General features: G+C 70.3%; 20 protein-coding genes and 1 other RNA gene. 18 read left to right on the forward strand and 3 right to left on the reverse strand.

Translation table 11 applies throughout. The features are described from left to right. Positions 1–28 precede the first annotated feature (28 nt). The 7 genes from mpaM to trhO are packed head-to-tail and all read left to right on the forward strand — an operon-like array spanning position 29 to position 6,511. Complete coding sequence (mpaM, locus tag HCX50_RS17480) at positions 29–817, forward strand: daptide-type RiPP biosynthesis methyltransferase (protein ID WP_167635210.1); 789 nt, start codon at positions 29–31, stop codon at positions 815–817. After that, the gene (mpaP, locus tag HCX50_RS17485; RefSeq protein ID WP_167635211.1) at positions 814–2,514 is read left to right on the forward strand and encodes a daptide biosynthesis intramembrane metalloprotease; all 1,701 of its coding nucleotides are present in this window, start codon (positions 814–816) and stop codon (positions 2,512–2,514) included. The genes mpaM and mpaP overlap by 4 nt, the downstream gene beginning before the upstream one ends. After that, positions 2,511–3,389, forward strand: a complete 879-nt coding sequence (locus HCX50_RS17490; protein ID WP_091028739.1) for a phosphotransferase — start codon at positions 2,511–2,513, stop codon at positions 3,387–3,389. Before mpaP ends, HCX50_RS17490 begins: the two co-directional genes overlap by 4 nt. Beyond that, entirely contained in the window at positions 3,386–4,114 is a 729-nt protein-coding gene (locus HCX50_RS17495) for an ABC transporter ATP-binding protein (protein WP_167635212.1), read from the forward strand. The genes HCX50_RS17490 and HCX50_RS17495 overlap by 4 nt, the downstream gene beginning before the upstream one ends. A 1-nt stretch (position 4,115) precedes the next feature. After that, positions 4,116–4,832, forward strand: a complete 717-nt coding sequence (locus tag HCX50_RS17500) for a hypothetical protein (RefSeq protein ID WP_167635213.1) — start codon at positions 4,116–4,118, stop codon at positions 4,830–4,832. Then, a complete protein-coding gene (locus HCX50_RS17505) occupies positions 4,829–5,578 on the forward strand; it encodes a hypothetical protein (RefSeq protein ID WP_167635214.1) in 750 nt (249 codons plus the stop codon). The genes HCX50_RS17500 and HCX50_RS17505 overlap by 4 nt, the downstream gene beginning before the upstream one ends. 42 nt (positions 5,579–5,620) lie before the next feature. Beyond that, positions 5,621–6,511: an oxygen-dependent tRNA uridine(34) hydroxylase TrhO gene (gene trhO / locus HCX50_RS17510; protein ID WP_167635215.1), complete on the forward strand. Its 891-nt coding sequence runs from the start codon at positions 5,621–5,623 to the stop codon at positions 6,509–6,511. A 45-nt stretch (positions 6,512–6,556) separates the two neighbouring features. On the opposite strand, the gene HCX50_RS17515 is transcribed toward trhO, so the two are convergent. Genes HCX50_RS17515 through HCX50_RS17525 form a run of 3 tightly spaced genes read right to left on the reverse strand, consistent with a single transcriptional unit; the run spans position 6,557 to position 11,002 of the window. Continuing rightward, on the reverse strand, positions 6,557–8,824 hold the full coding sequence (locus HCX50_RS17515) for a transglutaminase family protein (RefSeq protein ID WP_167635216.1): 2,268 nt from the start codon (positions 8,822–8,824) through the stop codon (positions 6,557–6,559). Then, the gene (locus HCX50_RS17520) at positions 8,811–10,001 is read right to left on the reverse strand and encodes a DUF58 domain-containing protein (RefSeq protein WP_167635217.1); all 1,191 of its coding nucleotides are present in this window, start codon (positions 9,999–10,001) and stop codon (positions 8,811–8,813) included. The genes HCX50_RS17515 and HCX50_RS17520 overlap by 14 nt, the downstream gene beginning before the upstream one ends. An 11-nt stretch (positions 10,002–10,012) precedes the next feature. Further along, the gene (locus HCX50_RS17525; protein WP_029261029.1) at positions 10,013–11,002 is read right to left on the reverse strand and encodes an AAA family ATPase; all 990 of its coding nucleotides are present in this window, start codon (positions 11,000–11,002) and stop codon (positions 10,013–10,015) included. 143 nt (positions 11,003–11,145) lie between these two features. On the opposite strand from HCX50_RS17525, the gene ffs reads away from it, so the two are divergent. From ffs to HCX50_RS17580, 11 genes are all read left to right on the forward strand, one after another. Next, positions 11,146–11,242: signal recognition particle sRNA small type (ffs, locus tag HCX50_RS17530), an RNA gene on the forward strand. Positions 11,243–11,306: 64 nt separating this feature from the next. After that, a complete protein-coding gene (locus HCX50_RS17535) occupies positions 11,307–11,918 on the forward strand; it encodes a rhomboid family intramembrane serine protease (RefSeq protein WP_091028766.1) in 612 nt (203 codons plus the stop codon). Beyond that, the gene (locus HCX50_RS17540) at positions 11,915–12,613 is read left to right on the forward strand and encodes a hypothetical protein (RefSeq protein WP_167635218.1); all 699 of its coding nucleotides are present in this window, start codon (positions 11,915–11,917) and stop codon (positions 12,611–12,613) included. The genes HCX50_RS17535 and HCX50_RS17540 overlap by 4 nt, the downstream gene beginning before the upstream one ends. Positions 12,614–12,678: 65 nt before the next feature. Then, the gene (pta, locus tag HCX50_RS17545; protein WP_167635219.1) at positions 12,679–14,796 is read left to right on the forward strand and encodes a phosphate acetyltransferase; all 2,118 of its coding nucleotides are present in this window, start codon (positions 12,679–12,681) and stop codon (positions 14,794–14,796) included. Then, positions 14,793–16,013, forward strand: coding sequence for an acetate/propionate family kinase (locus HCX50_RS17550; protein WP_167635220.1), 1,221 nt, complete (start codon positions 14,793–14,795; stop codon positions 16,011–16,013). Before pta ends, HCX50_RS17550 begins: the two co-directional genes overlap by 4 nt. Positions 16,014–16,113: 100 nt before the next feature. Further along, a complete protein-coding gene (locus tag HCX50_RS17555; RefSeq protein WP_167635221.1) occupies positions 16,114–16,872 on the forward strand; it encodes an HAD-IA family hydrolase in 759 nt (252 codons plus the stop codon). Continuing rightward, on the forward strand, positions 16,869–19,376 hold the full coding sequence (locus HCX50_RS17560; protein WP_091028781.1) for a glycoside hydrolase family 65 protein: 2,508 nt from the start codon (positions 16,869–16,871) through the stop codon (positions 19,374–19,376). Before HCX50_RS17555 ends, HCX50_RS17560 begins: the two co-directional genes overlap by 4 nt. Positions 19,377–19,440: 64 nt before the next feature. Continuing rightward, positions 19,441–21,714, forward strand: coding sequence for a DNA polymerase III subunit gamma and tau (locus tag HCX50_RS17565; protein WP_167635222.1), 2,274 nt, complete (start codon positions 19,441–19,443; stop codon positions 21,712–21,714). Further along, the gene (gene recR, locus HCX50_RS17570; RefSeq protein ID WP_091028788.1) at positions 21,714–22,307 is read left to right on the forward strand and encodes a recombination mediator RecR; all 594 of its coding nucleotides are present in this window, start codon (positions 21,714–21,716) and stop codon (positions 22,305–22,307) included. Before HCX50_RS17565 ends, recR begins: the two co-directional genes overlap by 1 nt. Next, on the forward strand, positions 22,304–23,221 hold the full coding sequence (locus HCX50_RS20230) for an EamA family transporter (RefSeq protein WP_167635223.1): 918 nt from the start codon (positions 22,304–22,306) through the stop codon (positions 23,219–23,221). Before recR ends, HCX50_RS20230 begins: the two co-directional genes overlap by 4 nt. 94 nt (positions 23,222–23,315) lie before the next feature. Next, positions 23,316–24,596 carry an aspartate kinase gene (locus tag HCX50_RS17580; RefSeq protein ID WP_091029204.1) on the forward strand — a complete coding sequence of 427 codons (1,281 nt, stop codon included), beginning with the start codon at positions 23,316–23,318 and terminating at the stop codon, positions 24,594–24,596. The last annotated feature ends 148 nt before the right edge of the window (positions 24,597–24,744 follow it).

Consider the following 24,744-nt stretch of genomic DNA (forward strand, 5'->3'; position numbering starts at 1 on the left):
CGCCTGCCCGCCCAGACAAGGAGTCCGCATGACCGATTCTCGCCTGACCTCGTCGATGGCGCGGCTGCTCGCCGTCCTCGAACCGCACGCCGTCGTCACCGACCTCTACAGCGAGCGAGGTTCGGAGGTGTACGACGCGATGACCCGTGGTGACGACAGCGAGGTGCGCGAGATACTCCGTATCGGCCGGCGCACCGAGGGGAGGATCCTCGAACTCGCGTGCGGCAGCGGTCGACTCACTGTCGCGCTCGGTCGCCTGGGACGTGAGACGGTCGCGCTCGACAGTTCGCCGCGCATGCTCGAGCTGCTTGAGGGACGCGCCCAGCGCGCGGGTGCGAAGGTTCTTCCCGTGCTCGGAGACATGAGCGCGTTCGACGTCGATGGGTCGTTCGGACTCATCGTGCTGGCGGCGACCTCGATCACGTTGCTGCCTCCACCCCGGCGTCGGACGATGCTCGAGGCTGTGCGCGCGCACCTGGCGCCCGATGGTGTCTTCCTCGTCTCGGTCCACTCGACCGGCGCCTATACGGGCGGAGCCGAGACGCGGCTCGTGCCGCTGAACGCGGACCCTGTCGAGGTCGTGATCCTGGATGAGCAGGTCGACTCGACGGCCGGCCACCGAGATGTGAGCGTGCTGCACCTGCGTCGGCAGGCAGGAGTGCGCACTACAGAAGTGTTCGCCTCGCGGGTGAACCTTCTCGATGAGACGCAGCTGCGTGCAGAGCTGAGCACCGCGGGGTTGCGCGTGCGCGATGCCTTCCCGGTCCGTCTCGCAGACGGGTCGCAGAGCCTGTCCATGCTCGAGTGCGTCCGATGACGAGCGAGCTTCCGATGACGGTGTTCCCGGCTTCGGCTCGACCGGAGCTCGGGGTGCGTGTCTCCGTCGATGCGCCGGCAGACGCGGAGGGCGCCTGGATCATCGCGCGTGACCGAGTGCCCAAGGCCCGGATCTCCGAGTCGGTTGCCACCGTCGCACGGCACTTCACCGGGGTGCGGACGGTGTCGCAGATCGCTCAGGAGCTCGGCGAACCGTGGACGTCTGACGATGTCGGGGGAGTTGCGCGTCGCCTCGCCGACGCCGGTCTCCTGCGCACAGACGCGCAGCGGGGAGACCGCGACCGTCGGCTCGACCGAGGTTCCCGTTGGCGGTTCCAGCCCCCGCTCACCGTGCAGTTCAGCATCGGAGACCCGGCCCGTCTCTTCGCCGCGCTCCGCCCGATCACCCGAGTCGCCGTGGAGGCTCCCGGCGCGGTCGTGTTCCTGGCCATCGTGCTCGCAGGGTTCGTCGTCGGTCTCCTCAGCACCGACGACATCGTCGGGGTTCTCGATCATCCCGTGCCGCTGCCCGTCGTGATCGGGCTGAGCGTGGCGATCGTCCTCACCACGGTCGTGCACGAGCTCGGGCACGGTGCCGTCCTCAGCCATTTCGGCGGGTCGCCCCGGCGCATCGGAGCCATGCTGTTCTACCTCGCCCCCGCCTTCTTCTGCGACGTCACCGACGGCTGGCGGTTGGGACGGCGCGGACGGCGTGTGGCCGTCGCGCTCGCCGGGCCCGCGGTGCACCTGCTCTGCGCAGCGGCGAGCATCGTCCTCGCGCGCTTCTTCACAGATCCGATGCTGCACGCCGCGCTCGTGCTGTACGGGCTCTCGTGCCTCATGATCACCGTGCTCAACCTGCTGCCCTTCGTGCAGCTCGACGGCTATCTGGCGCTGATGTCGGCGCTGGACCATCCGCATCTGCGGCGCCATGCCATGCACGCGGCGGGAGAGACTCTCGGCGCGATGCTGTTCGGGACCATGAAGGCTGACCGGACGATGGCTGTCGGCGGGTCAGGTTCGACGCGGCGAGGCTGGCTGGTCGCGTACGGCGTCACCTGTCGGCTCTTCCCGGTCGTGCTGGTCGGACTGGTGCTCTACCGCTCCTCGTCGATGGTCGCCGGCCTCGGGGTCGTGCCCGCCATCGCCTATCTGCTCACCGTGGCAGTCGTGATCGCCGTGGCAGCCGCCGCGCTCATCCGGGGTGTCCGTGCGTTACACGGCCGTCGGCCGGATGCGCGGCGGACAGCCGTGTCCCTCGGTGCGATCATCGCGGTGGCAGGAGCGATCCTGTTCCTCGTCCCGATGCAGCCCGCTCATCAGGTCGGGTTCGCGGCCGATGGCGAGGGCGTCCGTCTGGTGGCGAGTACCTCAGCGGAACTGCCGGCGGTGGGCACGGCGGTGACGCTGGAGAGCAACGGCATCGTCCTGCGCCATCCACTGGGCAACGCGACCGTCGGCAGCGGATCCGCCGAGCATGACGACGGGGTCGACCTCGCCGCACTCGTGCCCGTGAGCGCCTCCGGCCTGACCACGCCCGCCTGGACGAGGGGCCTGACAGAAGTCGAAACGGCGGAGACCTTGCCCCCGTACGGGAGGGCGACGTTCTCTGACTCGCGTGCGACGAACATCGCCGTCTGGCTCTGGCAAGCCTTCCTGGCCCGACCGGTGGCCGCGCTCGGATCGGAGCACCGATGAATGCCGGTATCCCGCCGAGCGCACCGGAGAATGATGTGCGCCGGATGCTGCGCCAGGCACTGGCGCGCATGGCGACCGAGCTGGAGGTACGGGCGATCGGTGAACCCGTCCACGGTTGGCATGACCGTTCGATCGGCTCGGCGGTGCAACGCGGAGGCGATGTGCTCTGGCTCCGCATCGTGTGGGCGCGCGCCGAGTGGGCTCGAGGACCGTGGTGGACGGGGAACCAGGATGCCGGAGCGATCCACATCGGCGTCAAACCCCTGTTCCTGGATGTGCGAGAGCAGACCGAAGGAGCGCTCCTGCTTCGGGCGGAGCTGATGACTGCGGTGCCGGGCACCCCTGCTGCGGCGACGCCGGAACTGCGCGACGGCCCGGCTGTGGATGCGGGGTGGTGGTCTGATCTGGAGCAGGCACTGGCCGGAGTCGCCGCCACTCCGACGACGCGCATGTCCCTCGACCCCGTCGGCATCCGCCGACGCATCGCCGTCTTCTTCGGCTGTGAGATCGACACCGACCCGGGGCGTTGGGTGTCGTGTCACGGCGATCTCCACTGGAACAACATCCACACGGCCCCGCTCGCGATCGTGGACTGGGAAGCGTGGGGCCTGGCGCCGCGGGGATACGACGCCGCTTTCCTCCTGGCCCATTCGCTCGGAGTGCCCGCTGTCGCCGACGAGATCGCGCGACGGTTCCGCGACGACCTCGAGACCGACGACGGCGTCGTCGCACAGCTGTACGCGCTCACCAAGCTCCTCACCCGCGCCGACGGAGGCGCGCATCCCGAGCTGATCGCCCCCATCCACCGCCATGCGGATCGACTGATCGGTCGTGTCCCCGTCTCCCGTCCTCTCACGCAAGGAGTGAACCCATGACCGCAGTCGTGACCTTCGACGGCTTCACCAAGTCCTATGGCGGCGATACCGTCGTGCAAGACCTGACCTTCACTGTGGAGGCCGGATCCGTGGTCGGACTGCTCGGCCCGAATGGGGCCGGGAAGAGCACCGCGATGCGGGGGCTGGTCGGACTGCTCCATCCCACAGCGGGGTCGGCGCGAGTGTTCGGGGAGCACTTCGCGGCGCTCCCCAATCCCGCCAGGCGAGTCGGTGTGCACATGGACGGGCTGGGCTTCGAGACGGGGATCACCGCCGCGCGGCATCTCGACATCTACCGGCTCGCTCTGGGCGCGCCGCGCTCGAGGGTCGACGAGGTGCTGGAGCAGGTCGACCTCACGGCGCACGCCGGCAAGCGGGTGAAGAAGTACTCGACCGGGATGCTCCAGCGACTGGGACTCGCGACTGCCCTGCTCGGCGATCCCGAGCTGCTGGTGCTCGACGAGCCGGCGAACGGCCTCGACCCCGGCGGGATCCGCTGGCTCCGTGGATTCCTCCGGAACTTCGCGGCGCGTGGAGGCAGCGTCCTCGTCTCCAGCCATCAGTTGGCCGAACTCGAGCAGAGCGTCGACGAGGTCGTCGTGATGCGTCGCACCGTGCTGTTCCGGGGGCCGCTGGACTCGTTGACCCGCGGAGGGGACTCCTCGCTCGAGGAGGGGTACTTCGATCTGATCGACGCCGCCGCAGGGGGTCGTCGCAATGCCTGACGTGCTCAGAAGCGAACTGCTCCGCAGCATCAGCGGCCTCGCGATGCTCGGCGTCGGCTCCTTCGTGATCCTCATCCCGGTCCTCCTGCTGACCATGGGGCCGCCGCTCGACGGAGTGCGCGCACTCGACGACGGCATGGCGACCAGGATGGTCTTCGGACTCATCGCCTCGATCGGGATCACCGCGATGTACCTCGGGAGCTACTCCGTCTCGCGGGAGTTCTACTACCGTTCGATGTCACGCACGATCGTGATCGGCTCGCTGCGTCGTGTCTTCCTCGCGAAGCTCCTGTCGAGCGTGGCCACGAGCATCGTCTTCTGCGTGGTCGGTGCGGCGATCTGGGCCGGTGTCACGAGCATCGCGCTCGCCGCATACGGTCGACACCTGCAGCTCGACGGCGCATTCTGGGGCATCGTGGGAGGTTCGATCTTCGTGGCAGCCACCGGGGCCGTGATCGGGGGGTCGCTGGGGTGGATCTTCCGGAACTACTACGTCGTCTCCGCCGTGGTGCTGCTGCTGCCGACGATGATCGAGCTGCCGCTGCTGTTCACCGTGCCGGCGATCGAGAGGTTCCTCCCGGTCGGGGCGTTCGCGGGAGCGACGGGCGCGCCGATCGACGGTCTCCTGCCCACGGGCGCGAGCTGCGCCGTGCTGCTCGGGTGGGCAGCTGTCGTGACCGCACTCGCCGTGGTGGTCGTGCGAAGGCGCGCGCGATGACGTCGGCGCCGGCCGTGCCGCCGGTCGGTCGCGGTCCGATCGTCCGCACGATCGCTGCGGAGCTCCGACGGGTGCGAGGCGACCCTCTGCCGTGGGCGTTCCTGCCCGTGATGCTCTTCCTCATCGTCTCCCTGCTCGCATCGCTTCCTGCCGAGCTGGGCATCGCGCCCGCGCCCGCCATCGCCGAGGTCGCCGTGGGACTGAGCGCGTCCGTGTTCAGCAGTCTCATCCTCGTCGTCGCCGTGCTCGGCGCGCTCGGAGTGACGCTCGCCGACAAGGCGGGTGTGCTGGCCAGGGCGCAGCTCTACGGCGGCCCCGTCGCCGTCTTCGGCGTCCGAGCCGCGACGACTCTGCTCACGAGCCTGCTGCTCGGCGGGGTCGGCGCCGTCGCTCTCGAGACCGCCTTCCTGGTCGCATCGGGCCAAGAGCTGCTCCCTCCCGCGACGGCCGGGCGGACTCTGGCGGCGATCGGGGCTGCGGGGCTGTGGGGATACCTCGTCGGTGTGCTGATCCGCAGCCCGATCCTCGTGCTGTTCGTCGTCCCGGCGACGCTCGTGCCCGCCGCCCTTCTCGCCGACATCGCACCCTCCCTGGCCGACGTGCTGCCCCTGCAGACGCTCCTGTCGTCAGCCGGTCTCGCGCACGAGGGGCTCGGTGGCGCGGCGTCTGCGGCGATCGCGTGCGCGTGGCTCCTCGTGCTCGGCGCCGCCGCCGTGCTCGTCGTGCGTCGCAGGGACCGGCTCTGAGCGGGTTCCGCCCACCACCCGCACCCGACGTAGGATTCCTGGGTGGCAACCCCCAAGATCGTCCTCTTCTACGCTTTCACGCCCCTCGCCGACCCCGACGCCGTGCGCGTCTGGCAGCGCGACATCGGCGAGGCGCTCGGGCTGCGCGGACGACTGCTCATCTCGAAGGACGGGATCAACGGCACGCTCGGTGGTGACATCACGGCCCTGAAGAAATGGCTCCGTTCCTTTCGCTCGTATACGCCGTTCGCGGACGCCGACATCAAATGGAGCGAGGGGACGGGGCTCGATGCCGAGGGCCGCAGCCTCGACTTCCCCAAGCTCAGCGTCAAGGTGCGTGACGAGATCGTGTCGTTCGGAGCCCCGGGGGAGCTGCGGGTCGACGAGCACGGCGTCGTCGGTGGCGGCACGCGGCTGAGCCCCGAAGAACTTCACGGCCTGATCGAGGAACGTGGCGACGACGTGGTGTTCTTCGACGGCCGGAACGCCCTCGAGGCGCAGATCGGGCGGTTCCGCGGCGCGGTCGTGCCCGACACCGAGACGACCCGGGATTTCGTGCAGCTTCTCGACTCCGGTGCCTACGACGACCTGAAGGGCAAACCCGTCGTGACCTACTGCACCGGCGGGATCCGCTGCGAGGTGCTGTCGAGCCTGATGACGGCCCGTGGCTTCGGCGAGGTCTACCAGCTCGAGGGCGGTATCGTCCGCTACGGCGAGAAGTACGGCGATGACGGCCTCTGGGACGGCTCGCTGTACGTGTTCGACGGCCGTGGCTCCGTCGATTTCTCCGACCACGCGCGGGTCATCGGCGAGTGCGTCGGCTGCGGGACGCCCACCAAGCGCACCGCCAACTGCCCCGATCTCTCCTGCCGCTCGCAGTTCGTGGTGTGCGAGGCCTGCGTCGCCGTGCCCTGCGCGGCTCACGCCGCCTGAACGCGGGTTCGACCGACCCGAGCCGAGCGTCCCGGAGTCCTGCCGTCAGACCGCCGCTCCCGGCTCGGCGGCTCGCGGAGCGTACAGCGACCGCGGCAGCAGTGCGGCGCGCACCCGCGTCGGTCGGTCGACACTGCCGCGCAACTGTCGCAGGACCTGGCTCAGCGGCTCGGAGAGATCTGCCGATGCCTCGCCGGACCGGGCGTAGTTGGACCGCTCGACGGCATCCGTGAGTCGACGCATCGCCTCCGGGTCCACCTGGCTCTCCCGCACCAGTCCCGCCGCACGCACGCGCGGGGTCTCGGCATCCGACACGTCCCGCTGCAGGTCGATCAGCGTGTCGCGGAGCTCGGCCCAGGCTGCCGCGGGGTCCCCGCTTCGCGCCCGGTTCATACGGCCGCGGCGCTCGACGACGCGGATGAGCGCCGGCAACAGGAGCAGCACGACGATGCCGAGTCCGGTGAGCGCGACCGGCATCGGGTCGAGGGTGCGCCGTGCGCCGCCGTCCGCGGAGTCGCCGCCGTCGGGGTCACGGTCCACTTCCGGAGCCGAGGTCTCCTCGCTCTGCGGGGCCGTGGTGGGGACGGGGGCGGCGGGGTCTCCGGGTCCACCGCCCTGCGTCACTCCTGCACGGAAGGCGGTCGGCACGCCCAGCGAGGCGGTCGGTTCGAACGGAACCCAACCGACCCCGGGGAAGAGCACTTCCGGCCAGGAGTGCAGCTGGTCGCTGGTCACGGAGAAGACCGATTCCGTGCCGCGCTTCTCGTCGGTGAGCGAGCCGGGCAGGTACCCGACGACGATGCGCACCTGCATCCCCAGGCTCTCGGCCATCAGCGCGAAGGCACCGGCGAAGTGCACGCAGTACCCCTGACGCTCTTCGAGGAACTGCGCCACGGCCTCGGCTCCGGTGCCGTCGAAGCCTTCCTGCACCGGTGTCTCGAGGGAGTACGCGAACTGCGAGCGGAACCAGTTCTGCAGCGCCAGGAGGCGGTCGTAGTCGGTGCTCGCGGCCGCGGTCACGTCGGTGGCCAGCTCGGCGATGATGCCCGGCAGCTCCACAGGCTCCGCCTCGGGATCGACGACGGGGGGTGCGGCGTCGATCGCGCGGATCTGCTCGAGCGTCGGGATGAGTCGTGACGAGGTGACGGTGTAGTCGTTGCCGACGGCATCGGCGCTGCGGGAGAAGAGCGTGCGATTGTCGGGGGAGACCCGCCACGATCCGCTGAGTCCCTGCACGTCGGTGGCCGGATACGGCACCGGAAGCCACGAGCTGGACATCCGCAGCACCCGGATGGAGGTGTTCTCCTCCTCTGTCGCGATGCCCTCACCCCACTCCGGGGCGCCGAAGCCGTCGTCCTGCGACTGCAGGTCGCCTCGGTCGGGCTGCCAGACGCGTCCGTCGAATCGGGACAGCGTCGTCAGCCGCAGGTAGGGGGCGGTCTCGCCGTCCGCCGCCACGGTCAGCACCTCGACCGGGTTCGGTTGGCGCAGGTCGTCACCGAGGCGCAGCGATGCGTCGACCGTGACGCCGACGCCGGTGCCGGCCATGCTCGTCGCGACGGGCAGCGCGGGGGCGATGGCCACGGTCGTGACCAGCGCGGCGGCCCCGAGCGCGACGGCGAGCGAGGTCGACGATCGGCGAGGCGATTCCGGATGCCGTCGCGCGGTGTAACGGAAGAGGAGCAGGGCCATCACGCCGTAGAGCACGAACCAGATCACGTTCGTCTCACTCAGGGTGACGATCATCGGCACCGCACCGATGGCGCCGGTCAGCAGCGCAGCCAGCACGGCCGAGCGATGCGCCACGAGCTGATCGAGGAGGATCGCGACGATCGCGAAGCCGACGCCCATCGAGGCGGCGAGCCCGGGCGAGGCATCGAGCGGCGCGGAACCGAACGCGACCTCCTCGAAGGCCGCGGCCGCGAGGGCTCCGAACACCGCGAGGGTGGTCGTCGTCGGGACCACCCCGAAGAGCGCGGTGTCACCTGCGACCAGCAGCGTCACGGCGCCGATGGCCACGACGATCTGGGCGAGGAGGGTGCCGGTGTCCCGGACCCATGCCGCCCGTCGGCGCAGCAGGTGCCGCAGCAGCATGCCCGTCCCGGCCACGACGATGACCACGACGAGGACCGTGCCCGACCAGGTGCCCGGAGAGATGACCGACGTGTACGGCCACGTCGCCACCAGCGTCGCCGCAGCCGCCATCGCACCGGGGCCGACGACACCGGTCGTCTCCTCACGGTCGCGATGCCACCGTGGCGCGGTCGGCGCGGGGGCGGCCGCGGTCGGGGGCGACTGCTCAGCGCGGAACATCGCCGACCCCGATCCGCGCCGAGACGGCATCCTCCCAGGCCTCGGCGATGTCCTCGCCGATCTCCACGACCGTCCAGCCGTGCGGGGCGGAGGCCTCGGCGGCACCGGGCAGCAGCTCGGTGCTGAACAGCATCGGGGCGGTGGCTCCCGCCGGACGCAGCAGGGCGGCGTCCTCCTCATCGAGGCGCCCGGTGATGAAGACCAGCGGGCCGGGAGGCGTTCCGCCGATGAGCGACGCCAGATCCCGACTCTCGCCGCGGGGGGTCACCATCGCCAGCGCCACGAGCAGGCCGTCGCGGTCGTCTTCGTGACCGCGCAGGGCACCGAGCAGAGTTCCCGCGCCGTCGATCACGTCGACGCTGTAGCCCTCGGACGCGAGATGGATGGCGGCGGATGCGCACAGGGAAACGGCGGTCTCGAAGGCCGGATCGGCGTGGACGCCCGGCGCATCCCAGTGGCGACTGCTGCGGTCGAGCACGACGACCGCGTCAGGGCTCGACTCCTCCTCTTCCTGACGCACCATGAGCTGCCCACGGTGGGCGGTCGCCCGCCAGTGGATGCGACGCATCGAGTCGCCGGGGATGTAACCCCGCGGCGACAGGTTGTCGCTGCCCTGCCCCAGTCTCGTCGACGAGGTGTGGGCGGTGCCACCGGCAGCTCCGACCCGCACGGCGAGCGGGGCGAGGGCGAAGACCTCGGGAACGACCGTGACGCTGCGGGTGTCGCCGAACGACTGCTCGCGCTGCGCCAACCCGAACGGATCCACGGTGCGCAGCATGAGCGGGCCGAGGGGCCAGACGCCGCGTCGGACCCCCGTGATCAGGTAGCTGAGCTGCCCGGTCTCCGGCGGGTACTCGCCGCCGGAGTCTCCGGTGACGGCATCGGGCAGCACGTCGTGCCACAGCCCTCGCGGCACGCGGAGGGCGCGCAACGTGAAGCGCACCGTCACCCTCGAGGTCTCCGACACGGTCAGCAGGTCGGTGGAGATCTGGCGGGTGACCGTCCCGGAGCGGCGGGGGAGACGCACGGCGAGGAGCGAGAAGAGGGTGAGGGCGGCGAGCAGCACCCCGATGTAGAGCAGGATGCGGGCGCCGAGGACGTTGGCGGCGATCATGCAGCCCAGCGCGGCGATGAGCGCACCGGCGCCGCGGCTGGTGAGGGATCGGCGTCGTCGCATGAGGGTCTCGGTCAGGAACGGGTCGCGACGGGAACGCGCACCCGCTCGACGATCTGGGTGAGTGCGGCTTCGACGGGCTGTGCGCCGGCACGGTGGGCGCCGCGCGCGGGAAGCAGCCGGTGCGCCAGCACGGGGATCAGCAGCGCGGTGATGTCGTCGGGGATGACGTAGTCGCGTCCGTCGAGGGCGGCCCACACCTTCGCCGCCCTGATCAGCTGCAGGGTGGCCCGGGGGCTCGCGCCGAGGTGGAGGTTCGGGTCGGAGCGGGTCGACTGCGCGAGGGCGACCGTGTACTCCTCCAGCGCGGGGGCCACGTGCACGGAGCGCGCCCACGCGATGAGCTGCGAGATGGACGCCGCATCGGCGACGGGCGTCACTGCGGCGAGCGGGCTCACCACGTCGCGCTGACGGAGCATGAGCGCTTCGGCTGCGGCATCCGGGTATCCCATCGAGATACGCATCATGAAGCGGTCGCGCTGCGCCTCGGGCAGGGCGTACGTGCCCTCCATCTCGAGCGGGTTCTGGGTCGCGACGACCAGGAACGGCTTCGGGAGCATGTGCGTGGCGCCGTCGACCGTGACCTGTCCCTCCTCCATCGCCTCGAGCAGCGCGGACTGTGTCTTCGGGGAGGAGCGGTTGATCTCGTCGGCGATCACGATGTGGGCGAACACTGCGCCGCGCTTGAACTCGAACTCCCGATCGACCGGGTTGTAGACCGAGACGCCGGTGACGTCGCCGGGAAGCAGGTCCGGGGTGAACTGGATGCGGCGCACCGTCGCATCAACGCTCGCGGCGAGCGCCCGGGCGAGCATGGTCTTGCCGACGCCGGGCACGTCTTCGATGAGCAGGTGTCCCTCGGCGAGAAGGCAGACGAGAGCGCTGCGCACGGCATCGGGCTTGCCGTCGATGACCTGGCCGATGGAGCCGAGGATCGCGGAGGTCTGCGCGGCGAACCGCTCGGCGTCGATCGTCACCGGGACCAGGGGGGCGTTCTCGGGCATGCGTTCCCTCTCACATCGGCGCTGCGGTGCGCGTTACTCGATCGTAACCCTGTGGAGGGGGTAACGCTCTGGCAGGTTCCCCTGAGCTCTCCGCCATCCGCGGTGACGGTTCGAACCACCCGGCGCATCGGGTTAGGATGGTTGACGGCTCTCCGCGTGGCGGCATCCAGGCCAATTCCCCCAGGGCGGAAACGCAGCAAGGGTAACCGGGCTCTGCTGGGTGCGCGGAGGGTCACTTTCTTTTTCTGCGGGTGATCCGCCGGATGCTCAGTCCTCTCCTGGCTGCACCTGCGACAATCATCCGGTGACCGTCACTCAGCCACCGAAGGCGCAGCATCCGCTCGGCCGTTTCGCCTCGCCGGTGCTCCTGCTCGTCGCGATGTGGGTCGTGCAGTTCGCCGATGCGATCCTGCCGGGATCGTTCACCGGTTTCGGACTGCGGTCGTGGGATGTGTCCGGTCTCGGTGGCATCGTGCTGGGTCCGCTCCTGCATGCGAACTGGCAGCATCTCATCGGCAACTCGGTGCCGTTCCTCGTGCTCGGCTGCCTCGTCGCGGTCGAAGGCACCCGCCGATTCTGGGCCGTCACGGCGATCGTCGCGGTCGTCGGCGGCATCGGCACGTGGCTCTTCAATGCTCCCGGCACGCTGACGGTCGGCGCCTCCGGGCTCGTGTTCGGCTACTTCGGCTACGTCGTGATGCGGGTGTTCGCGCCGGGCCGCGTCGCCCACCGGATCCTCTACGCCGTCATCGCGCTGATCGTGCTCGCCCTGTACGGCGCCACGATGCTGGCGGGAGTGCTCGGCGTCGCCGACGGGATCTCCTGGCAGGGGCACCTCTTCGGCGCGATCGGCGGCGGACTCGCCGCGCTCATCGGCCGTCGTCCGCGAACAGAGCGCGGAACCCTCGCGGCATGAGTCCCCGACGCGCGGCGTCGCCGGCGAAGCGCAGGCGAGCGACGACGAAGCCGAGATCGAAGCGGAAGAGCACGGCGCGGCGGCGCAAGCCCGGCACGCGACGGCAGGCGGCGATCCGGCTCCGCCGCCGGAAGATCCTGCAGCGGGTGCTCGTGTCGACCACGGCCGTCCTGGTGCTCGGCGGGCTGCTGGCGCTCATCCCGCTCGGGCTCGCGCGCGACCCCGCGCCGATCTGCATCGACGAGCCGCAGACGTTCCCGGCGGCGGGCATCGAGGGGTGGAGCGGGGAGCAGCTCGAGAACGCGGCGACCATCGTGAAGACGGCGGCCGGGCTCGGCTTCCCGCGTGAGGGGCAGATCCTCGGGGTGATGACGGCGATGGGCGAGAGCAGCCTCCACAACATCGACTACGGCGACTGGGAGACGAGCGGGTTCACGAACCCCGACGGCTCGCGCACGACGAGCATCGGACTGTTCCAGCAGCAGGACTGGTGGGGGAGCGCCGAGCAGCGGATGGATCCGGCGACCGCCGCGACCCTGTTCTTCGACCGCCTCGGCCGGCTTCCCGACTGGCAGAGCATGGAGCCGTCGCACGCGATCCACCGGGTGCAGATCAACATGGATCGCGACTACTACTCCCGATTCCAGGCGGATGCCACGGCGGTCGTCGATGCGCTGTCGGGGCACTGCGAGTGACGCCGGCGCAATAGTTCCGGTGGGATGCCCGGTGGGTTCACGGATGCCGCGCCTAAGCTGAAGCTGTGGCGCAGAGCATCTACATCACCTCGGCCGAAGGCCATACCGGAAAGTCGACGATCGCCCTCGGGGCGCTCGACGCGTTGATGCGCGTCTCGCCGCGGGTGGGGGTGTTCCGCCCGATAGCGCGGTCCGTCACCGAACGCGACGACATCCTCGAGCTGATGCTCGCGCACGACGGTGTGCAGCTCGACTACGAGGACTGCATCGGCGTCACCTACGACGACGTGCGCAGCGACCCGGAAGCGGCGCTGTCGACGATCGTCGCGCGGTTCAAGGCGGTCGAGGCGCAGTGCGACTCCGTCGTGATCATCGGCAGCGACTACACGGATGTCGCCAGCCCCGCAGAGCTGGGCTTCAACGCGCGGATCGCGGCCAACCTGGGGGCGCCGGTCATGCTCGTGCTCAGCGGCCGGGATCAGCAGCGCCAGGCGGAGCAGCTGGGCACCACGACCGCCCGCGCGGCGGCAGCCGTCGGACAGATCGCAGAACTGGCGCTGTCCGAGCTCGCCGCTGAACGGGCAGAGCTGTTCGCGGTCGCCGTGAACCGCGCAGACCCCGACGGCCTCGAAGCCATCATCGACGCCGTGCGCGGTGTGCTCCGCGACGAGCGCACACCGGTGTGGGCGATCCCCGAGGACCGCGCGCTGGTCGCGCCCTCGATCCGTGGCATCCTCGCCGCCGTCGACGGCACCCTGCTCAAGGGCGACGACGATCGACTGGCGGCAGAGGCACTGACGATCGTGGTTGCGGGGATGTCGATGGTCAACGTGCTACCGCGGCTCACCGAGGAGGCGGTCGTGGTGATCCCCGCCGACCGCACCGAGGTCCTCCTCGCGGCGCTGCTGGCCGATTCTTCCGGCACGTTCCCGCGCATCGCCGGCATCATCCTGAACGGCCCGTTCCCGTTGCCGGAGCCGATCCTCCAGCTGCTCGACGGATTCGCCTCGACGGTTCCGATCATCACTACCGACCTCGGCACGTATGACACCGCGGTGCGGGTGATGGGCGCCCGTGGCCGGATCTCGGCCGATTCCCGCAGCCGGTACGACCGTGCGCTCGGCCTGTTCCAGGCGCATGTCGACATCGCCGAGCTGACCGAGAAGCTCGGGCTCGCGGAGTCGCGCGTCGTGACGCCGTTGATGTTCCAGTACGGGCTCATCGAACGTGCCAGGGCCGACCGACGCCGCATCGTGCTGCCCGAAGGGGAAGACGACCGCATCCTGCGCGCCGCCGCCACGCTGCTGGCCAGGGAGGTCGCCGACCTGACGATCCTCGGAGACGAGGCTGCGGTGCGGGCGCGTGCCGTCGAGCTCGGCGTCGACATCGCGGCGGCCCAGGTGCTCAGCCCCACCGACCCCGAACTGGTCGAGCGCTTCGCCACGGAATACGCGCGACTGCGCGCTCACAAGGGCATCACGCTCGCCCAGGCGGCCGACACCGTGACCGACGTGTCGTACTTCGGCACGATGATGGTGCACCTCGGCCTCGCCGACGGCATGGTCTCCGGCGCCGCGCACACGACGGCGCACACGATCCGTCCGTCGTTCGAGATCATCAAGACGAAGCCCGGCGTGAACGTCGTCTCCAGCGTGTTCCTGATGGCGCTCGCCGACCGTGTGCTCGTCTACGGCGACTGCGCCGTGATCCCCGACCCGACGAGTGAGCAGCTCGCCGACATCGCGATCTCGTCGGCGACGACCGCCCGCCAGTTCGGGATCGACCCGCGCGTCGCGATGCTGTCGTACTCGACCGGAGAGTCCGGCACCGGCGCCGACGTCGACAAGGTGCGCGCGGCGACCGCCCTCGTGCGCGAGCGCGCGCCGGAGCTGCCGGTGGAGGGCCCCATCCAGTACGACGCAGCGGCGGATGCGGCGGTCGCCAAGGCCAAGCTCCCCGACTCCGCTGTTGCCGGGCGGGCGACGGTGTTCGTGTTCCCCGACCTCAACACCGGCAACAACACCTACAAGGCGGTGCAGCGCTCGGCCGGCGCCGTCGCCATCGGACCGGTGCTGCAGGGACTCAACAAGCCCATCAACGACCTGTCCCGCGGCGCGCTGGTCGACGACATCGTCAACACCGTCGCGATCACCGCGATCCAGGCACAGGGAGAGCAGGCGTGAGCGCGATCCTGGTCATCAACAGCGGCTCGTCGTCGCTGAAGTACAGCCTGATCGACATCGAGCAGGAGAACCTGCTCGCGAGCGGGCTCATCGAGCGCATCGGCCAGGACGCCAGCCCGGTCGCGCACACCGTGCGTCCCGAGACCGATGGCGGTGCCGTGCCGACGATGCTCGACGCGACGTATCGCGACGAGCGCCCGATCGCCGATCACGCCGCCGCCTTCGAGATCATGCGCGAGCAGTTCGCCGCGCATGGGCCGTCGCTCGAGAAGCACCGCCCGGTCGCCGTCGGGCACCGTGTGGTCCACGGCGGCGCCCGCTTCTACGCGCCGACGCTGATCGACGCCGATGTGGAGCGGCAGATCGATGAGCTGGCGGTGCTCGCACCGCTGCACAACCCCGCGAACCTGGCCGGCATCCGCGCCGCCCGTGCCGTGTTCGATCAGGTTCCGCACGTCGCCGTCTTCGACACGGCCTTCCACCAGACGCTCCCGCCCGCCGCATACACCTACGCGATCGACGCCGCGCTCGCCGCGGAGCATCGGGTGCGCCGCTACGGCTTCCACGGCACGAGCCACCAGTATGTGAGCGAGGCGGCGGCGACGTTCCTCGGTCGCGACCTCGGCAGCCTCCGGCAGCTCGTGTTCCACCTCGGCAACGGAGCGTCGGTGACGGCGATCGACGGCGGTCGCTCGGTCGAGACCTCGATGGGGCTCACCCCGCTCGAGGGCCTGGTCATGGGCACCCGCTCCGGTGACCTCGACCCCGCCGCGCTCGTGCACCTGTCGCGGCGTGCCGGCCTCTCGATCGACGACCTCGACTCGCTGCTCAATACCCGCAGCGGGCTCGCGGGGCTCGCCGGGCGCAGCGACATGCGCGACATCCTCGCCGGCGTGGAGGAGGGAGAGGATGCGGCGATGCTGGCGTTCGACGTGTACGTGCACCGCCTGCGCGCCTACGCCGGTGCGTACATCGCGCAACTCGGGGGAGTGGACGTCATCTCCTTCACCGCCGGCGTCGGCGAGAATGCGGCGGCGGTGCGGGCGGCGGCGATGGCGACTCTCGGATTCGCGGGTGTGGAGATCGATGCCGCCCGGAACGAGGCGAGGGAGCGCGGCATCCGTCGCATCTCCACGAACGCGTCGCCGGTGACGGTGCTCGTGGTGCCGACCGATGAAGAGCTGCAGATCGCCCGGCAGACGGCCGAACTGCTCTGATCCGCCCGCCGGGGTTACCTCCTGACGCGCCGCAGCATTACGCTTGCACAGTGGCACGGAGCGGTGCCGGCCCGACGATCGCCCTTCTCCTGGAGGCTCTGTGCCAGAAGCACTGCCCGACCTGTTCCACGCCGAAGGCGTACTGTTCGACCTCGACGGCGTGCTCACTCCGACCGCCGAAGTGCACATGCGGGCCTGGAAGGTCGTGTTCGACGACGTGTTCGCCCGCTGGGGCCTCACACCGCCCTACACCGACGCCGACTACTACGACTACGTCGACGGCAAGAAGCGCTACGACGGAGTGTCGAGTCTGCTGCGCAGCCGCAACGTCGAGGTGCCCTGGGGAGACGTCGACGACGACCCCTCGGCCGAGACCATCTGCGGGATCGGCAATCGCAAGAACGCCGCCTTCGCGGAGTCGCTGCGCGGGCAGGGGATCGCACCGTACCCGGGCTCGCTCGCACTCGTCGAGGCTCTGCACGCCGCCGGCATCCCGCTCGGCGTGGTGTCGAGCTCCAAGAACGCCGAGGAGGTGCTGGGCGCCGCCGGCATCCGTTCCTTCTTCCGGATCGTGGTGGACGGCGTCGTCGCCGAGAGCGACGGTCTCGCGTCGAAGCCCGCCGCCGACATGTTCGCCGCGGGCGCGGTGGCACTCGGCGTCGACCCGGCCCGCTCGGTCGCCGTGGAGGATGCCACCTCCGGTGCCGCTTCCGCCGCCGCAGCCGGCTATGCGGATGTGATCGGCGTCGACCGCGGCGCCGGAGCCGACGCGCTCCGCGCCGCCGGCGCGACGGTCGTCGTCGACGACCTGGCCGTGTTCGTTCCCGCTCCCCGCACCGACAACCCGGAGACCGCATGATCGACCGCGACCGCTTCCCCGTCGACCCGTGGCGTCTGATCGACACGCACTACTCGGAGGAGGGCGTCGGCGAGACGCTGTTCTCCGTCGGCAACGGCTACCTGGGCCTGCGCGGCAACCACATCGAGGGTCGCGGCGCGCAGGAACACGGCACGTTCATCAACGGGCTGCACGAGACCTGGCCCATCCGGCACGCCGAGCAGGCCTACGGCTTCGCCGAGGTCGGGCAGACGATCGTCAACGCTCCCGACGCCAAGGTCATGCGCGTCTACGTCGACGATGAGCCGATCTCGCTCGACGACGCCGACGTGCGCGAGTACCGCCGCACGCTCGACCTGCGCACCGGGGTGCTGGAGCGCCACGTGGTCTGGGAGACTCCGTCGGGCAAGCGGGTGCGCATGCGCGACGAGCGCATCGTGAGCTTCGAGGAACGGCACCTCGCGGTGCTGCGGCTCGAGGTCGTCGTCGAGAACGCCGACGCCCCGGTCACCATCAGCTGCCAGCTGCTGAACCGTCAGGACGGCGCGGGCGTGTACGCCGGCACGCCGATCGGCACGAAGGCCGCCGCGTTCGATCCTCGCAAGGCCGAGAAGATCGCCGACCGCGTGCTGGAGCCCGCCGAGCACTGGCAGGACGGGATGCGCTCCGCGCTGTCGTACCGCGTCGCCGATTCGGGCATGACGGTCGCCGTCGTCGCCGACCACGTGGTCGAGACCGAGAACGAGTACAACGCCCGCACGCTCGTCGAGCCCGACATCGCGAAGAACGTGTTCCGCGTGCAGGCCAAAGCCGGCGTCCCCATCACGGTCACCAAGCTCGTCAGCTACCACACCTCGCGGGGGGTGCCGCCGCGTGAGCTCGTCGATCGCTGCCGTCGTTCGCTCGACCGGGCAGCGGATGAGGGCGTCGAGACGGTCTTCCAGCGTCAGCGGGCGTGGCTCGATGCATTCTGGGAGCGCAGCGACGTGCAGATCGGTGGGCGCGACGACCTGCAGCAGGCCACGCGCTGGTGCCTCTTCCAGCTGGCTCAGGCCTCCGCCCGCGCAGACGGCGCCGGCGTCCCCGCCAAGGGCGTCTCCGGTTCGGGCTATAGCGGACACTACTTCTGGGACACCGAGATCTACGTGCTCCCGTTCCTCACCTACACGTCGCCGCGGTGGGCGTACAACGCACTGCGGGCACGGGCGCGGATGCTCCCGGCTGCGCGTCGCCGGGCAGCCCAGCTCAACGAGGCGGGGGCGCTCTTCCCCTGGCGCACCATCAACGGCGAAGAGGCCTCCGCCTACTATGCGGCCGGCACCGCGCAGTACCACATCAACGCCGACATCAGCTTCGCGCTCGGCAAGTACGTGCGCGCGACCGGCGACGAGGAGTTCCTCCGGCGCGAGGGAGCGGACATCGCGATCGAGACCGCACGCCTGTGGGCGACCCTCGGCTTCTGGCGCGCCTCGCGGCTGGTGGAGGAGACGGATGCCGGCGACGGGATCGAGACCTTCCACATCCACGGCGTCACGGGGCCGGACGAGTACACGACGGTCGTCAACGACAACCTGTACACGAACGTCATGGCCCGCTACAACCTCCGCTACGCGGCGAAGATCGTGCGCGAGATCCAGGAGAACCACCCCGAGGACTATGTGAAGCTCGTCGACCGGACGGGGCTCGGTGTCGGCGAGGCCGAGGCGTGGGACCGCGCGGCGGAGGCGATGTACATCCCGTACAGCGAGGGCCTCGGCATCCATCCGCAGGACTCGCTGTTCCTCGAGCGCGAGGTCTGGGATCTCGCCAACACGCCCGCCGAGCAGCGACCGCTGCTGCTGCACTTCCACCCGTTGGTCATCTACCGGTTCCAGGTGCTGAAGCAGGCGGATGTCGTGCTGGCGCTGTTCCTGCAGGGAAACCACTTCTCGCCCGAGGAGAAGAAGGCCGACTTCGACTACTACGACCCGCTGACCACGGGCGACTCGACGCTCTCGGCGGTCGTGCAGTCGATCCTCGCCGCTGAGGTGGGGTACCAGGACCTCGCGCAGAACTACTTCGAGCAGTCGCTGTTCGTCGACCTGCACGACCTGCACCACAACGCGTCCGACGGCGTTCACGTGGCGTCGGCCGGTGGGGTGTGGACGGCACTGGTGTGCGGTTTCGGGGGCATGCGCGACTACGCCGGCGACCTGAGCTTCGACCCGCGGCTTCCCGCCGACTGGCCGTCGCTGTCGTTCCCGCTGCAGTGGCAGGGATCCGCGCTGCACGTGACGGTCACCAAGGACGAGCTGCGCGTGCAGGTGCGCAGCGGCCCCCCGGTGCCGTTCAGCGTGCGGGACACCGCCTATTTCGCGACGGTCGAGGACGAGGTCGTCGTGCCGCTGGCGGATCAGGGTCCGCGGATCCCGGGGCGTCCGACGCTGCGGCAGTTCGCCGATGCCCGCCGCGACGACGGCACCCGGATGTCGGCGTCCGTCCCCGTCATCACCACGGCCATCCCGGTGATCGAGTCGACCGATTGATGCGTGGGGGTGCCGGGGAGTCGCCGACCAGCCGAAGGTCGGTGGCACGCCGTAGGCTGTTGAGGTGACCACAGCCCTCTACCGCCGCTACCGACCCGAGACGTTCGGCGAGATGATCGGGCAGTCCCAGGTGACCGATCCGCTCATGACGGCGCTGCGCGGCGATCGGGTCGGCCACGCGTACCTGTTCTCCGGCCCTCGCGGCTGCGGCAAGACCACCTCGGCGCGCATCCTGGCGCGCTGCCTGAACTGCGCCGAAGGTCCGACCGACGTGCCCTGCGGTGTCTGCCCGAGCTGCGTCGAGCTGTCGCGCGCCGGCGGCGGATCGCTCGACGTCGTCGAGATCGACGCGGCCAGCCACAACGGCGTCGACGACGCTCGCGACCTGCGCGAGCGGGCGACGTTCGCGCCCAGCCGCGACCGGTACAAGATCTTCATCCTCGACGAGGCGCACATGGTCACCCCGCAGGGGTTCAACGCGCTGCTCAAGCTCGTCGAAGAGCCGCCGGAGCACGTCAAGTTCATCTTCGCGACGACCGAGCCCGAGAAGGTCCTCGGCACGATCCGCTCCCGCACGCACCACTACCCGTTCCGTCTCGTGCCGCCCGCGGCCATGCTCGAGTACGTCGAGAAGCTCTGCGCCGAAGAGGGCGTGATCGTCGAGCAGGGCGTGCTCCCGCTCGTCGTGCGCGCCGGCGGCGGTTCCCCGCGAGACACGCTCTCGCTGCTCGACCAGCTCATCGCCGGATCCGACGCACCCGCCGGCTCCGAGACCGTGACGGTCGGCTACGCGCGTGCCGTCTCTCTGCTCGGGTACACGCACGGTGCCCTCCTCGACGAGATCGTCGACGCGCTCGCCGCCGGCGATGCCGCTGCCGCGTTCCCCGCGATCGACCGCGTCGTGCAGACCGGTCAAGACCCGCGGCGCTTCGTCGACGACCTGCTCGAACGACTGCGCGACCTGATCGTCATCGCGGCCGTCGGTGCCGGCGCTTCGGCCGTCCTGCGCGGGATCGCCGAAGACGACCTGCAGCGCATGCGCGGCCAGGCCGAGACCTTCGGCGCCGCGCGTCTCTCGCGTACCGCCGACGTGGTGAGCGCGGCCCTCGACGACATGTCGGGGGCGACGTCGCCACGCCTGCATCTCGAGCTCATGGTGGCGCGGGTCCTCGCCAGTGCGGCGGATGCTGCCGCTGCGGCGCCGGCGGCTCCCGCTGCCGAGCGCGCCCCGGCGCCCACGCGGCCCGCTGCGGCCTCGGCGCCTGTTTCGGCGCCTGCCGCCTCGGCGCCCGCGGTCCCGACGCCCACTCCTGCTTCGCAGGCGTCGGACACGCCGCCTGCGGATTCGGAGGTTGCTGCCGCAGCGCCAGCAGCGCCTGCGCCTGCGCCGGAAGGGCCGAGTTCAGCCGATGCCGCAACGCCCGCTCCGGCGGCGACCGAGTCGGCCGCCGCCGAACCCGCCGCTCCTCGAGGACCGGTCACGTTCGACAGCATCCGCGCGTCCTGGCCCGCCGTCCTCACCCGGCTCGAGGGCATCAGTCGCACGTCCTGGCTGCTGGCCACGGCCGTGCAGCCGCTCGCCTACGTCACCGACACCGAGGTGCTGACGCTGGGCTTCACGAGCCAGCACGACGTCGCGAAGTTCAAAGGCACGACTCCGGGTTCGGGTCCGTCCGATCACCTGCGGTCCGCGATCGAGCACGAGCTCGGGGTGCGGGTGAAGTACCTTCCCGCGCCGATGCCCGCCGGCGGTGCTCCGCGCCAGTCTGCGGCATCCGGTCCCTCGGCGCCCGCCGATTCCGCTCCCGCATCGGAGCCTGCGTCAGCGGGGTCTTCCCGCTCGCAGGTCCGTGGCGCGTCGGCATCCGCGGTGACCGAATGGGCGGTCGCACCGATCCCCACCGCGCACGAAGAGCCGGCGAGCGCCCCGCCCGTCCCGTCTTCGCCGCTCCCCGTCGACGAAGAGCCCGAAGAGGTCGAGGCCGCGGCATCCGCCCCTGTCCCGCCGTCCGACGGTGCGGTCGATCGCGATGAGCCTCCGCTGCCCGGCGACGACGAGGCTCCTGCCTTCGACGACGAGCCGCCCTACGATCCGTCGTACGAGCCGCCGGTGTCGCAGCAGTCTGCTCCGCAGCAGTCCGCGCCGCAGGCTCCCCAGTCCGCGCCGCAGCGATCCATGCCGCAGCAGCAGCGCGCGGCAGCAGCCCCTCCGGTCGTCATCGAGCGCGCCCCCTCGGTCGGGGGAGTGCAGCGCTACGGTGAGGCCGTGATCCGCCAGGTGCTCGGCGCGACGTTCCTGCGCGAAGAGCCCTACGAGCCCCCGACGAGGTTCAACTGATGTATGACGGCATCGTTCAGGAGCTGATCGACGAGTTCGGTCGCCTGCCCGGCATCGGCCCGAAGTCCGCCCAGCGGATCACATTCCACATCCTGCAGACACCGACGTTCGACGTCGCACGTCTCGCCGAACTCCTCGGCGAGATCCGCACCCGAGTGCGGTTCTGCGAGATCTGCGGCAACGTCGCCGAGCAGGAGCGGTGCGCCATCTGCCGCGACCCGCGCCGCAGCCAGACACTGATCTGCGTGGTCGAAGACGCCAAAGACGTCGCGGCCATCGAGCGCACGCGCGAGTTCCGCGGCCTCTACCATGTGCTCGGCGGGGCCATCAGCCCCATCGCCGGTGTCGGGCCCGACGACCTCCGCATCACGCAGCTCATGACGCGTCTCGCCGACGGCACGGTGCAGGAGGTCATCCTCGCCACCAACCCCAACCTCGAGGGGGAGGCGACAGCGAGTTACCTGAGTCGGCTGCTCACGACGATGCAGATCACGGTGTCCCGGCTCGCTTCCGGTCTCCCCGTCGGCGGCGACCTCGAATACGCCGACGAGGTCACCCTCGGTCGCGCCTTCGAGGGCCGGCGTATCCTGTGACCCCGAACGCGGGTTTCTCGCGTCGCGGCTGGCTCCTCTTCGGGGCCATGGCTCTGCTGTGGGGTGTGCCGTACCTGTTCATCAGCGTCGCAGTCGAGTCGTTCTCCCCGCCCGCGATCGTCGCCGGGCGCACTCTCATCGCCGCACTGCTGCTCCTGCCGTTCGCCCTCCGCAGCGGAGCGCTCCGGGCGGCACTGAAGCACTGGCCGTGGGTGCTGGCGTTCGGAGCGGTCGAGATGGCCGGTCCCTTCCTGCTGCTCGGGCACGCCGAGATGACGCTGCCCTCCGGCATGACCGGCCTGCTGGTGGCGACCGTTCCGCTCTTCGCCGCGCTGATCGCGCTCGGCGGAGGCGACCGTGGGGTGCTGGGACCTGCGCGCGGCATCGGGCTGCTGGTCGGCTTCCTCGGCGTCGCGGTCGTGGTCGCCGGTCCCGGTCTCTTCGGCGGCGAGGTCAGTCTGCTGGCGGCCGGCGAGGTCCTGCTGGTGGCGGTGCTCTACGCGATCGCCCCGTTCATCGTGGCGCGCAAGCTCAATGATGTGCCGTCCTTGGGCACCATCACCCTGTCGCTGCTGATGATCGGCATCTTCTACCTTCCGATCGGTCTGCTCACGCAGCACGAGGTTCCCACACTGCCCTCGATCGCCGCGCTCCTCGCGCTCGCCGTGATCTGCACTGCGGTGGCGTTCCTCGCGTTCTTCGCCCTCATCCGCGAGGTGGGACCGGTGCGCGCCCCGCTGTTCACCTACGTGAATCCGGTGGTCGCGATCATCCTCGGGGCGATCGTGCTCGCCGAGCCGCTGACGCCCGGGCTGCTGCTCGGCTTCCCGCTGATCATCGTCGGCTGCTGGTTCGCCGCCACCGGTGGCCGTCTGCGTCCGGTCTCTCCGCAGGCGCTCCCTCCCGCCCTCTGACGCCCGCGCGCCCCGTGACACATGCGCAACGTGGCATACGCGCCGATCGTAGAATGAGCGTGGGCGGATCCGCCCGACATCCCAGGGAGTGATCGTGGCCCTCATCGTGCAGAAGTACGGCGGCTCGTCCGTCGCCGACGCAGAGAGCATCAAGCGCGTCGCCAAGCGCATCGTCGACACCCGTCGTGCCGGACACGACGTGGTCGTGGCGGTCAGCGCAATGGGCGACACCACCGACGAGCTGCTCGAGCTCGCCAACGAGGTCGCCCCCATCCCCGCACCGCGCGAACTCGACATGCTCCTCTCCAGCGGAGAGCGCATCTCGATGGCGCTGCTGGCGATGGCGATCCACTCGATGGGCTTCGAGGCGCGCTCCTTCACGGGCAGCCAGGCCGGCATGATCACCGACTCGCAGCACGGCGCCGCTCGTATCGTCGATGTCACGCCGGTGCGTCTGCGCGAAGCGCTCGACGAGGGCGCGATCGTCATCGTCGCCGGCTTCCAGGGGTTCAACCGCGACACCCGTGACATCACCACGCTCGGTCGCGGCGGCTCGGACACCACGGCCGTCGCCCTCGCCGCTGCTCTCGACGCCGACGTATGCGAGATCTACAGCGACGTGGACGGCATCTTCACAGCCGACCCGCGCGTGATCCCGAAGGCGCAGAAGCTCGATCACGTCTCGAGCGAAGAGATGCTCGAGCTCGCCGCCAACGGTGCCAAGGTGCTCTACATCCGCGCCGTCGAGTACGCACGCCGTCACGGCGTCCTCATTCACGCTCGGTCGACCTTCTCGTCGGCCGAGGGCACGTACGTTCTGGGCGAGGGCATGAAGAACCCTCGCGAAGCCGAGGGAGCAGTCATGGAAGAACCGATCGTCGCCGGGGTCGCCACCGACTTCAGCCAGGCCAAGATCACGGTCGCGGGCGTGCCCGACGTCCCGGGCAAGGCCGCCGAGATCTTCAAGATCGTCGCCAAGTCCGGCGCGAACGTCGACATGATCGTGCAGAACGTGTCGGCCACGGGGCGCACCGACATCTCCTTCACGGTTCCCAAGGCGGATGCGGCGGCAGCGCTCAAGGCGCTGGCGGGGGATCAGGCCGAGGTCGGCTTCCAGAACCTCATCCATGACGACCAGATCGGCAAGCTCTCGGTCGTGGGTGCGGGCATGCGCACGCACTCCGGCGTCTCCGCGACCCTGTTCGAGGCGCTCTCGGCCGGCGGCATCAACATCGAGATGATCTCGACGTCCGAGATCCGCATCTCGGTGGTCCTGCGCGACACCGACCTGACCGAGGCCGCGCGCACCGTGCACACGGCCTACGGGCTCGACGGGGACGCCGACGCCACTGTCCACGCCGGCACCGGACGCTGATCTCTGCCATCCGCCTTCGCTTTCCTGCCGACCGCGCGGGCGGGTGGAGCGCAGCATCCGCATCGCCCCGGACCGCGGTAGACTCACCGAAACCCTGACACCGGCGCCAGGCGCAGCATCCGCATCCCGACGCCGCGCCCGAAGCCTC

Source organism: Microbacterium sp. B19(2022), from assembly GCF_012030385.1.
Taxonomy (GTDB): Bacteria; Actinomycetota; Actinomycetes; order Actinomycetales; family Microbacteriaceae; genus Microbacterium; species Microbacterium oxydans_B.